The organism is Salidesulfovibrio brasiliensis JCM 12178 (assembly GCF_001311825.1).
In the GTDB taxonomy this organism is placed as follows: domain Bacteria; phylum Desulfobacterota; class Desulfovibrionia; order Desulfovibrionales; family Desulfovibrionaceae; genus Pseudodesulfovibrio; species Pseudodesulfovibrio brasiliensis.
Genome location: NZ_BBCB01000092.1, coordinates 1 through 10,973, shown reverse-complemented (window position 1 = coordinate 10,973; position 10,973 = coordinate 1). Strand labels below are relative to the sequence as shown.

9 protein-coding genes, 1 pseudogene and 1 riboswitch are annotated in these 10,973 nt (G+C 61.0%); of the genes and pseudogenes, 3 read left to right on the top strand and 7 right to left on the bottom strand.

Annotation, left to right across the window (positions count from 1 at the left end; all coding sequences use genetic code 11):
• Positions 1 to 258: 258 nt before the first annotated feature.
• Both thiE and JCM12178_RS15180 read right to left on the bottom strand, forming a co-directional pair.
• Positions 259 to 909, bottom strand: coding sequence for a thiamine phosphate synthase (thiE, locus tag JCM12178_RS15185; RefSeq protein WP_054652600.1), 651 nt, complete (start codon positions 907 to 909; stop codon positions 259 to 261).
• A 12-nt stretch (positions 910 to 921) separates the two neighbouring features.
• Complete coding sequence (locus JCM12178_RS15180) at positions 922 to 1,719, bottom strand: sulfide-dependent adenosine diphosphate thiazole synthase (RefSeq protein WP_054652598.1); 798 nt, start codon at positions 1,717 to 1,719, stop codon at positions 922 to 924.
• A 127-nt stretch (positions 1,720 to 1,846) separates the two neighbouring features.
• Positions 1,847 to 1,946: riboswitch (TPP riboswitch) on the bottom strand.
• A gap of 84 nt (positions 1,947 to 2,030) precedes the next feature.
• Between JCM12178_RS15180 and JCM12178_RS15175 the strand changes: the two genes are divergently transcribed.
• Positions 2,031 to 2,930 carry a sensor domain-containing diguanylate cyclase gene (locus tag JCM12178_RS15175; protein WP_054652597.1) on the top strand — a complete coding sequence of 300 codons (900 nt, stop codon included), beginning with the start codon at positions 2,031 to 2,033 and terminating at the stop codon, positions 2,928 to 2,930.
• Here the strand turns inward: JCM12178_RS15175 and JCM12178_RS15170 are convergent, their stop codons facing one another.
• From JCM12178_RS15170 to JCM12178_RS15150, 5 genes and pseudogenes are all read right to left on the bottom strand, one after another.
• Positions 2,931 to 3,668: an adenosylcobinamide-GDP ribazoletransferase gene (locus JCM12178_RS15170; protein ID WP_054652595.1), complete on the bottom strand. Its 738-nt coding sequence runs from the start codon at positions 3,666 to 3,668 to the stop codon at positions 2,931 to 2,933.
• Entirely contained in the window at positions 3,665 to 4,441 is a 777-nt protein-coding gene (locus JCM12178_RS15165; RefSeq protein ID WP_054652593.1) for an SAM hydrolase/SAM-dependent halogenase family protein, read from the bottom strand. The genes JCM12178_RS15170 and JCM12178_RS15165 overlap by 4 nt, the downstream gene beginning before the upstream one ends.
• Before the next feature lie 2 nt (positions 4,442 to 4,443).
• Positions 4,444 to 5,322 carry a YitT family protein gene (locus tag JCM12178_RS15160; protein WP_054652591.1) on the bottom strand — a complete coding sequence of 293 codons (879 nt, stop codon included), beginning with the start codon at positions 5,320 to 5,322 and terminating at the stop codon, positions 4,444 to 4,446.
• A 324-nt stretch (positions 5,323 to 5,646) separates the two neighbouring features.
• Positions 5,647 to 6,441 carry a class I SAM-dependent methyltransferase gene (locus tag JCM12178_RS15155; protein ID WP_054652589.1) on the bottom strand — a complete coding sequence of 265 codons (795 nt, stop codon included), beginning with the start codon at positions 6,439 to 6,441 and terminating at the stop codon, positions 5,647 to 5,649.
• Between the two features lie 58 nt (positions 6,442 to 6,499).
• Positions 6,500 to 8,502: pseudogene (locus JCM12178_RS15150) on the bottom strand (GAF domain-containing hybrid sensor histidine kinase/response regulator).
• A gap of 224 nt (positions 8,503 to 8,726) precedes the next feature.
• Here JCM12178_RS15150 and JCM12178_RS15145 point away from each other — a divergent pair.
• Both JCM12178_RS15145 and JCM12178_RS15140 read left to right on the top strand, forming a co-directional pair.
• On the top strand, positions 8,727 to 9,602 hold the full coding sequence (locus tag JCM12178_RS15145; RefSeq protein WP_054652586.1) for a CheR family methyltransferase: 876 nt from the start codon (positions 8,727 to 8,729) through the stop codon (positions 9,600 to 9,602).
• 15 nt (positions 9,603 to 9,617) lie between these two features.
• Positions 9,618 to 10,832, top strand: coding sequence for an HDOD domain-containing protein (locus JCM12178_RS15140; RefSeq protein ID WP_054652584.1), 1,215 nt, complete (start codon positions 9,618 to 9,620; stop codon positions 10,830 to 10,832).
• Positions 10,833 to 10,973: the final 141 nt, after the last annotated feature.

The window sequence follows — 10,973 nt, the reverse complement described above, 5'->3', positions numbered from 1 at the left end:
CTGAAAAATGTCACTGCGTGACATTTTTCAGGCGGCTCATTCCGTATGGGGGGGGTGGACTTGAAAGGCTGTTAATTTATGAGTGGTTAATAACCTAGCCTACGTTGAATCCGACCAATGCCTAGCCCGGACAGTTAACCAACAGCGCGGGCAACGCCCAACCAAGAGTTTTTGGAGATTCCTAGCCTTAGTCGTTGGCGAGTCATCGAGCCTTACGAATGAGGACAGCAGAGCAGAACCTTTTTGCCAAAAAGGTTCTTAGGCCCCCGGAGGGCCGCCGGAGGCATCAAAAGCGTCTCGCAGCTCGGCTGCAGCCTTTTGGGGGTCATCAGCTGCGCAGATTGCCGAGACCACGGCGATTCCGTCTGCGCCGAGTGATCGCAGTGTTGGGGCTGACTTGGCGGTGACGGATCCTATTGCCACGCTCGGGTGGCGGGTCATGCTTCGCCTGCGGGTAAAGCCTTCGAGACCAAGGGCTGGTGAATGGTCTTTTTTGGTTTTTGTGGGGAAGACCGGTCCCAGTCCGAGGTAGTCCACGTCCAGAGATTGGGCTTCGATCACCTGTTCATCGGTATCGATGCTGAGGCCGATGATGGCTTCGGGGCCGAGCAGTCGGCGTGCTTCGTTATACGGCATGTCGGACTGGCCGATGTGCACGCCGTCTGCGCTGATGGAGAGCGCGATGTCTATGCGGTCGTTGATGATGAGCGGGATTCCTTGCGGCGCGAGGATTTGCTTGAGCTTGCGGGCCTGAGCGAGGAAGTCGCGGGTGGGGGTGTTCTTTTCGCGAAGCTGGACCATGGTCACGCCTCCGGCCACTGCTTCGGCCACGACGTCGGTCAGGGACCGCCCCCTGCAGAGGGAGCGGTCCGTAACCAGATAGCAGGAGAGATTGAAGCGAGGCTTCATGCCACCCTCTCCCTAGCCTTCTTCGGTGAGCTTTTTGTGGATTTCTTCGGCCACTTTTTCGCCGGAGAGGAGCATTCCGCCGAAGACCGGTCCCATGCGGTAGGAACCGAAGGTCGCGTTGGCGGCCATGCCTGCGACCCATACGCCGGGGAAGACTTCGCGGGTGTGGCGCACGGTGTTTGCTTCGGCAACGTCGGCCCACATGGACTGTTCGCCTTCGATGGCGCCGGAGGGGGTGTTCAGGGTGATGTCGTTCTTGCGGCACAGGGTCTTGAGCACTTCGGTGTCGTGGCCGGTGGCCTCGATGACGTGCTTGCAGTGGATGACGAGCGGGTCGACGTGCAGGCCTGCCATTTCAACCGGGGAAGAGTTGATGACCAGCCCGGTGACGCGTTTCTCGCCGTTTTCTTCGCGGATGCAGACGTCCTCGACGCTCATGCAGTTGAAGACGCGCATTCCGGCGAGGGTTGCGGCGGAGGCAAGGGTGGTGGTGGCGGTCACGGCGTCGCAGGTCCAGTATTCCTCATCCCAGTGTTTCATGGGGATGCCGATGTCTTCCAGCACGTGCTTGGATTCGTCCTGCACCACGATGATGTTCCAGGTCATGCCGCCGCCCCACATGCCGCCGCCGAGCGAGAGCTTGCGCTCGAACATGGCGACCTTGTGGCCTTTCTTGGCGAGATTGAGACCAGCGGTCATGCCGGACGGACCGCCGCCCACGATGGCCACGTCCAGCTCGAGGCTGTCGCGGAACTTGTTGTAGAACTCGGTGATGATTGCGTCGCTGATGACTTTTTCGTTGAGGGACATGCGTTTCCTCCGATTGCGGATAGTTGCGGGACGTCGCTGATCCGAACAGGCGACGTCCTCATTGCAGATGCAAGGAGGCACGAACGTCAGGATGGTGTGGAGAAGATGCCGCAAGCCGGTCGGCCCGCAGCCGGTCTTTCCGATTTCCCTACGCCAGTGCAAACTGAATCAGGTTCCAAGGGTATGATCTCAGTCCCGGCACGGCCGGGACACCCCTATCGGATCGAGAGAAGTCCTACCGTAAGGTCGGATGTTTCGCAAGGGCGTTGATTATCATTGGCACAAACCCGCATGCGGCATAGGGAAAGAGGATGCAGTCAGACATATATCGCGAAATGCTCGACCAGCTCTATGACGGGGTCTACATGGTGGACCGCACCGGGGCCATCGTCTATTGGAACCGCGCGGCCGAACAGATTACGGGGTACTCATCGGAAGAGGCTGTCGGCAAACGGTGTTCGGACAACCTGCTGCGCCATGTGACAGCCAACGGACAGCAGTTGTGTCTGCAAGGCTGTCCGCTCAAGGCGACGCTTGTTGACGGAAAACAGCGCGAGGCCGCAGTGTTCCTGCACCACAAAGACGGTTTCCGGCTGCCAGTGCTGGTCAGGGTGTCGCCGCTCAGGGACAGGTTTGGGCAGATCGAAGGCGCGGTCGAGATTTTCACCGACAACAGCAAGCGACTGACGCACGAGCATGAGCTTGAGCAGCTCCGGCTTCTGGCGCTCATGGACGAGCTGACGGGCGTGGGCAATCGCCGGGCCGCGGAGGAGGCGCTTCGTTCCGCGCATCGCAAGCTCGCCGTGGACGGCATCCCTTACGGTGTGCTGTTCGTGGACATAGACCACTTCAAAGCGATCAACGACACATACGGCCACGACGTGGGCGATGACGTGCTGCGAATGATCGCCTCGACGCTCAAGGAAGGGTTGCGGGAGCGGGATGCGGTGTTTCGCTGGGGCGGCGAGGAGTTCATGCTCGTTCTCGGCGGCAGCGGCCGTGACGGGCTGTGTACCGTGGGGGAACGCATCAGGATGCTGGCGGAGCAGAGCTGGCTGGAGGTCGGTGATGAAAAGGTCGGCGTTACCGTGAGCATGGGCGGATGCACGGCTTTGGCGGAGGCCGACGTGGAAACCGTGGTCAAGTGCGCGGACGAGGCGCTCTATGACGCCAAGCAGACCGGCAGAAACAGGGTCTGCGTCACGGACTGACTAGCCGACCACAACAATCCCCAACAAGGCGGACAGTTCCCCGAGAACGATGCTCGCGCCGAGGAAATCCCCGTTGGCGCCGGATACGTCTTTTGCCAGTTTGTGCAGCGGGATGAGCGTGACGGCAAGCAGTGCATAGGTGAGCAGAATACCCTTGATTGGAAGCAGCATGGCCCCGACGGCGAATGCGGCAAGCACGTTGACTGCAACAGCATTGGTGGTCGCCCCGGCATAGAAGAGCGAGCCCAGTCCGGGCCGGGCATAGTCCTTTCCGAGAATCCCGAAGAGCACGCAGTTCAGGCGTCCGGCCACAAAGGGCCAGACAAGCACCCACGCGGCGTGGTGCGTAAGAACGTCCGCAAAAAGCACGATCTGGCCTGCAACGACCAGCACCAGCGCGAGCACGCCGAACGCGCCGCAGCGGCTGTCCTTGATGACCGTCCAGAACCGCTCCGGGTCGAAGTGCGCGGTAAAGGCGTCGCAGACATCGGCGATGCCGTCATAGTGCAGACCGCGCGTCAGCCACAGAGAGGCCAGTACCACGAGCCATGCCTGCACCCACGGCCTGCCGTCCAGCAGCCCAAGGGCAAAGGGCAGAGCGATCACAATGCCCAGTGCCAGCCCAACGGCGGGTGTCCACGGCATGGTCCGGCGCATCTCCTCGTCCGAGGCCACACGCGGCGGCGCAAGCCGGGTCAGGAAGCCCAGCGTTGTCAGAAAGTCGCGGATAACGGTCATGCTTCCCACTCCAGCGAGACAGCATCGCCCATGGACAACCCGAACTCACGCGCGGCCGAGCCGAGGTTCACCGCGATCTCGAAGAAACCCTGTGACCCCTCAAGCAGACCGGACGCGCCTTGCGGCAGGTCGGAATAGGTATCCACGGCCGGGAGTTCTCGGCCGAGCGGGGTGCGTATTCTGAGGTTGTCGAGCGGGCCGAGCGCCCCGGCGCGCAGGTTGAGCACGCAGTTGCCGAAGCGGTCCACATGCAGCACGCGGGCCGAGCACTGGCCCTTGCGTACCAAGGGTTCGCTCCAGAGCGGGCGCACGGTTTCAGAGGGCTCAACGCGGTCGCAGAAAGACTCCGGCGACTCCCCGGAAGCGAGCCGGGCCGCGATGGGGGCGAAAATGTCCCGACCATGAAAGGTGGATGAGGCGCGGTCGCCTGCTTCGCGTACATGATAGAACTCGGTCTTCTCAGCATCCAGCGCAAGACAGGCCAAGCCGTTGTCGGGAGCAACGAAGGTCAGGCCGTCCTGCCGGGCGACGAGCATCCTGCGTTTGGACCCGACGCCGGGGTCCACAACACCGAGGAGCACCGAACCGCCGGGGAAGTATCCGGCCGATGACGCGAGAAAGAAGGCACCCTGCGCGATGTTGAAGGGTTCCACCCCATGGGTGAGGTCCACCACGTGACAGTCCGGGCAGCGGGCCGCCAGCACGGCCTTGACCTGGCCCACATAGGGGTCGGACAGGCCGAAATCCGTAAGAAGCCCGATGACCTTGTGCATGGCTAGTAGAGCTTTCTGGACGAGAATCCGCTGCCCACCACGTGGAATCCCGATCCGGTTATGGTGAACGCTTCCGGGTCCACGGAGTAGACCACCTCTTCCAGTTGCTTGACCTGCACGTTGGTGACCATGGTCATGACGATCTCCTTTTTCTCCCCGGTCCAGCCGCCGCGTCCGTCAAGAATGGTGGCTCCACGGTCGAGCCTGTCGAAGATGCCCTGCATGATCTCCTGCGGCTTGTCCGAAATGATCATGACCATCTTGCGTTCCCCGAACATGTTCATCACGTACTCGATGGCCACCGCGATGACGAAGGCCATGGCGATGGAGTAGAGCACCACGTTGGTGTTCATGAACAGGAATCCGGCAAGGAATTGCAGGAAGTTGAACCAGAACTCGAAGGCACCCATGGAGAGGTTGAAGCGCTGCTTGCCGATGACCGCCAGAATATCCGACCCGCCGGTGGAGCCGAGGGAGCGCAGGGAGATGCCAACGCCCGCGCCGAGGATGCCGCCGCAGACCAGCACCGCCAGCCAGACATCGTCGATGGGCATGGTGTAGTCGATGAAATCGATGAAGACCGCGGACACGGCCATGCCGTAAAGACTGTAGAAAAAGAATCGGCGTCCGACAAAGACCCAGCCGAGCACGAACACCGGCACGTTGAGCAGGAAATACCACTGTCCGGTGGTCAGTCCGTCAAAGGCGTAATAAAACAGCAGGGCCAGACCGGACATGCCTCCGGTGAGCAGCCCGTGCGGGATGGCGATAGCCTTGACCGCGAAGGCCACAAGCCAGGAGCCGACGGTGATGAGCGCGATGTTCCAGGGAACACCGAAAGTAATCTTGCGGAATCGTTCTTCCATTGCGGGTGTGATCATGTGCCCTCCGCAAATGCCTCTATCCGGTTTGGAGGCGCTTTGGAACCCCTGTTATGCAACACGCCCGCATCGACTTGATGTCGACACGGGCGCGAAATCGTCATTTTTTGTCTTTGCCCTTTCTCTGCACCGAATGTGACACGCCGACCTCTCTGGCAATGCGCCCCAGCCCATGCCGGGTTCGCGCATGGCCCGGATTTCCGCCGGAGAGCGTCCCGACGCGTCCGCCAACGCCTGAACCTTGGCGCTGCCGACTGCGAGGAGCAGCATGCACATTTTCAGGTACACAACGCTTCTTTTCATGAGGCCTTTCCAGGGTGTCGCTCAGTTCTTTCGGGTCTTGATCTGCAGTGTTTCGCCAGCCTGCTTGCGACAGGCCGCCCCGGTCTCGCAGCGCGGCTCCTTCATGGCCTTGGCGTCGGACTTCCACAACAGAAGCGGCGTAAGTGGCTTCTGCTTGCCGAAGTCTATGCGCATGGCGGAAAAAGCGCCGACCCACGACGGGTAGACCCGGTCGTTTATGCGCCCCCAAAAACGGCCCTCCTTCCATGTGGAGAGCGGCCCGGGGAGCACCGAGCGGGAAAGGGACGGCGCGCGCTGCGTTGCGCGGCGGGCCATACCCGAAACCTGAAGCGGGTTCAGCAGGCTGGCGTTGCTCATGGTCCCGGTGCTGCGCCGGACATTGAGGAAGTAGTACAGGGAGAAACGGTTGAGGAAACCTATCAGGATGCCTTTTTCCGCAACGCGCGTGGCCTCTTCCAGCAGCGCCTCGGGTCGGGCGCAGAATTCCAGAACGCTCCAGATCACGGCGTAGTCGAACGCGTTGTCGTCGTAGGGTGTGTGGGTGCCGTCCCCCACGTGCAGGGTCGCCCTGCCCCGCAGCCGCTTTCGCGCGCCCTCCAACATGGACGGGCTCTTGTCCAGCCCGGTTACGTCGAAGCCCATTCCCCAGAGCTTCTCCAGAAAAATACCGGTCCCGCAGCCGATGTCGAGCACGCGCTTACCGCGCCTCGGCCAGGCCTTGAGCATCGTCTCCAGCAACAGCGCCTCGCGATTCAGGGCAACGTGGCCTTCGGTCGAGTCGAACCATGTTTCGTAACGTTCTGCGTTCCAGCGCATGCAATTCTCCCGTTCAGGGCAGGATACCAGTGTTGATGCGTCAATGGAACCGCATTCGTCAGCTCCGGCTCACCTCGCCGATAAGGCTGACCAGTTCGGTGAAATCCACCGGCTTGGTCATGTAGGCGTCCACGCCGGCTTCCATGCACCGTTTGCGATCGTGCTCGAAGGCGAAGGCCGTCACCGCCACGATGGGGCTGGTGTATCCCGAACGGCGCAGGGTCCGGACGGCGTCCAGCCGCTCATGTCCGGCAGCTTGATGTCCATGAGAACGAGATCATAGTCGCGTCTGCCGCACATCTCGATACCCTCGGCCGCCATTCTGGCCGTGTCCACCTCCGCGCCCTTGATTGTCAGGAAGGTCTGCAGGGGCACGAGGTTGTCCTGCGTGTCCTCCACGATGAGCAGCCGCAGGCCCTGCAGGTCCGGTGCGCCCGCGGGCGCGTCTTTCGTCTCTTCATGCCGCAGCCTGAGCGGCAGGGAGAGGTGAATCGAGGTGCCGACACCTTCCTCCGACTCCACGGAGATGGCCCCCTGCATGATCTGGGCGAGCCGCCTGACGATGCCGAGCCCCAGCCCGGCCCCTTCGGAGCGGCCGGAATGGGATTCAGACTGCTTGAACGGCGCAAACACCTCGTTCACTTCATGGTCGGGGATGCCGATGCCCGTGTCGGAAACAGTGAACAGCACGCGAACGCTGCCGTCGGCACGGCTGACCGGGGAGACGTCGACGGTGACCCCTCCGTGCTCCGTGAACTTGATGGCGTTGCCCACGAGGTTGAAGAGAATCTGCCGCAGCCGAACCGCATCACCCCAGAGACCGGAGGGCAGACGCGAATCAATGCTGAAACGCAGGTCGATGCCCTTCATGTCCAGCTGCATGCGAAAGGCGTCGGCGATGTTGCCGAGTAACGCGTTGATGTCGATGGACTCTTCGGCCAGCATGACTTTTCCGGACTCGATGAGCGAAAGGTCCAGCAGGTCCGTGAGCATGCCCAGCAGGCTTCTTCCGGCCTGCAGCGCCGACTCCACGCGGCCCTGATCCTCTTCGGCAAGGTCCGACAGCCCGAGAAGCTGCAGCTGGCCGATGATGCCGTTGAGCGGAGTGCGCACCTCGTGGCTCATGTTTGCCAGAAAAACCGACTTGGCCCTGTCCGCAGCCTCGGCATCCTCCTTGGCCTGCTTGAGCGAGTCCAGCATGGACTTGTGCACGGTGATGTCCTGAATGGAACCCACCAGACGCCGCACCATGCCGTCTTCGAACACAGGTTCACCGATGCTTCTTACCCAGCGCAGCTCTCCGCGATGGGTGCGCATCCTGAGCTCCATGTCATAGGGAACGCCGTCGGCAACGGCGCGGCTGAACGCCGCCTGAAAGCGGGGACGGTCCTCGGCCACCACGAACCGCTCCGCCTCGTCGAGCGAGGGGGGGTAGCCCGGAGGCAGGTCGTGAATCCGAAAGGTCTCGTCGGTCCAGCCGAGCTTGCCGGTCTCAGGGTCGAAATCCCATCCGCCCACCTGTGCGAGCTTCTGGGCCTGCCCGAGCAGCGCGCGGTCAGCCTTGAGCTGTTCCAGAGCGCTCCTGCGTTCTTCTTCCAGCGAAACGGCCTTGGCAAGGCTGGAGATGAGATCCACCTCGTCCTCGCCCCAGTCGCGCCGCTTCACATCCACCACGCAAAGCGAACCAAGCCGCTCGTTGCCGCTCTTGACCGGATATCCGAGGTAGGACTCAAGCCCGTATCGGGCCACATACGGGTCGGATTCGGCATAGAGGGTCTTGGAAATATCGGAAATGACCACCGGCCGGTCGCCGCCCTTGATGGTGGCCTCATAGCAGATGTGCCCCTTGGGCGCGTCTTCTGCAGGCAGGTCCGCCGGAAGATTGAAGCCGCTCCACACGCACAGGGAACGACTTTTTGCGTCCAGCCTGTTATAGAGCGCGCAGGCGCCGCCCAGAAGCCTTCCGGCAGCCTCGACGATTTCGCCGATATTGACATCCGGGTCCTGACCGAGCCTGCCGAAAAGCGCGTTGAGGTCGTCCACCACGCGCGCCGCGTCCATCCGCCTCATATTCACCTCCGTTCAATGGCACTTCCATACTGCATCCGAAACAAAAAGAGAACGTAATGAGAACACATAATAACCGTATGGACGCATGCGAGGCTTGCCAAGTACCGTGAACACAGCTAACCCGGGGGCGTCGCGTTGACACCACGCGTCCCAAAAGGCTACTTTGAGTATATCAACCCCGTTCCACGCAAACAACCCGAGAGGTTGAGCAGTTAATGTCTCTGTTCTCAAACAGCATAAGTCTCCGCAAGGACTCCATCCGCATCTCCGATGCGGAATTCGTGGAACTGCGGGATTTCATCTACGACAAGACCGGCATCTTCGTTGACGAGAAACGCAAGTACCTGTTCGAAAGCCGCTTCAGAAGACGGCTGACCGAACTGAGCCTGAGCAGTTTCGCCGACTACATCAAGTTCCTCAAGTTCGACTCCTCCCGCCGCGAGGAGATGGTCCGGCTGTTCGAGATGGTCACCACCAACGAAACGAGCTTCTTCCGGGACATGAAGCAGCTCGACGCCTTCCGCGACCACGTCCTCGCCGACGTGCTGGAAGAACAGCGGAAGTCCGGGCGCAAGGAACTGAGCATCTGGTCCGCAGGCTGTTCGTCGGGCGAGGAGCCCTACACGCTCTCCATCATCCTGCACGAAATGCTCGGTCTCGATATTTCCCGCTGGCGCATCCGCATCTCTGCCAACGACATCTCCAAAGCCATGATCGAAAAGGCCCGCGTGGGGCTGTATCCCGAATACGCCTTCAAGACCACGCCGGATGCCATGCGCAAGAAATACTTCAAGCAGGACGGCGACCTTTGGCGAATAAACGACACCGTCACCAAGCTGGTGGACTTCAAGCTCATGAACTTGAACGACTCCGCCACCTTGAAACGAATTCCACGGTCGCATATAGTTTTTTGCCGTAACGTGATTATCTACTTCGACGAGGCCATGAAGAAGAAAGTCGTGAACTCGTTTTACGACAACCTCGTTTCCGGCGGATTCCTGATGCTGGGCCACTCCGAGTCCCTGCACAAGGTTTCCAAGGCGTTCAAGCCGATCTTCCATCCGGGAGCCATAGCCTACAGGAAAGAGTAGCAAGCGGGGGTCAACTTGCCGATATGTACCATTGACAACATCAAGCCCGGCATGGTCCTGGGCGCCGACCTCATAACCCCGGACGGGAGAATGCTCCTGCCCCGGGGGGTGACGCTTGAGGAACGCCACATCGAGCTTATCCGCAAGATGGGCATCAGCGAGATCGACGCCTGGGCCGAATGCACCCCCGATCAGGTGGACACCGCCCGCATCGAAGACTATGTGCGCGACTTCTTCCTTTACGCCAACCCGGACAACCCCGCCGTGCTGGAGCTTTACCGCCTGACGCTGGAGCGCACCGGCCAGGCCGTGTGCAACGGCTGGGAACTGCCTGATACCGACACCCGCCGCGCGGTCTCGGTAGAGCATCTGGACGACATCTTCCTCAAAGGCCTCGGCGGCCCGGAACAGTGCGTCTCCCACGAACTGGAGCTCGAAAGCTTCCCCGACATCTATTTCCGCATCCGCGAAGTGCTGGAATCAGAATCCGGCAACGCGGACAAGATCGCGCAGGTTGTCAGCACGGACGTGGGCCTTTCAAGCAAACTGCTCAAACTGGTCAACAGCCCCTTCTACGGGTTCCCCTCGACCATCGACTCCATCAGCCGCGCCGTGGCGCTCGTGGGCGGAAACGAACTCTCCACACTCGCCCTCGGCGTCTCCACCATCAGCTATTTCAAGGACATCCCCCGCGAACTCGTGGATATGCGCACCTTCTGGCGACATTCCATCAGCTGCGGCATCTTCGCCCGCATCCTCGCGTCCGAACAGCAAGGCCTCCAGTCCGAACGGTTCTTCATCGGCGGACTACTGCACGACGTTGGGCGGCTCATCATGTTCAAAACCCTGCCCTACGCCAGCACCGAGGCCATGCTCTTTGCCCGCGAAAACAGCATTCCGCTCGTGGAAGCCGAACGCGAAACCATGGACTTTTGCCACACCGACGTCAGCAGAATCCTGATGCGCGAATGGAAGTTCCCGGAATCTCTCGGCGAAATGATCAACAACCATCACGACCCCATGAATTACCCCAACCCGCTGGAACCGGCCATCATCCACGTGGCCGACAACATGGCCAACGCCATGGCTGTCGCGGAAGGCGGCATGTACGTCATCCCCGGTATCGTGGACGGCGCATGGGAACTCCTGGGACTCGACCCCTCGTTCATGGGTACCGCACTGGAACAGTACGAACGCCAGATCGACCAGATCATGGATGCGTTCTTCTAGAAATACACGCCGGGGGGTGCCTCCGGCGGGCAGGGGCGCTGCCCCTGCACCCCGCCAAAGGGGATAATCCCCTTTGGAATCCTTGGGTTGCCATACGGAATGAGCCGCCTGAAAAATGCACTGCGTGACATTTCTCAGGCG

Coding starts and splice junctions, on each gene's coding strand:
- thiE (WP_054652600.1), bottom strand. CDS start 909: ATGAAGCCTCGCTTCAATCTCTCCTGCTATCTGGTTACGGACCGCTCC.
- JCM12178_RS15145 (WP_054652586.1), top strand. CDS start 8,727: ATGTCTCTGTTCTCAAACAGCATAAGTCTCCGCAAGGACTCCATCCGC.
- JCM12178_RS15160 (WP_054652591.1), bottom strand. CDS start 5,322: ATGATCACACCCGCAATGGAAGAACGATTCCGCAAGATTACTTTCGGT.
- JCM12178_RS15170 (WP_054652595.1), bottom strand. CDS start 3,668: ATGACCGTTATCCGCGACTTTCTGACAACGCTGGGCTTCCTGACCCGG.
- JCM12178_RS15165 (WP_054652593.1), bottom strand. CDS start 4,441: ATGCACAAGGTCATCGGGCTTCTTACGGATTTCGGCCTGTCCGACCCC.
- JCM12178_RS15155 (WP_054652589.1), bottom strand. CDS start 6,441: ATGCGCTGGAACGCAGAACGTTACGAAACATGGTTCGACTCGACCGAA.
- JCM12178_RS15175 (WP_054652597.1), top strand. CDS start 2,031: ATGCAGTCAGACATATATCGCGAAATGCTCGACCAGCTCTATGACGGG.
- JCM12178_RS15180 (WP_054652598.1), bottom strand. CDS start 1,719: ATGTCCCTCAACGAAAAAGTCATCAGCGACGCAATCATCACCGAGTTC.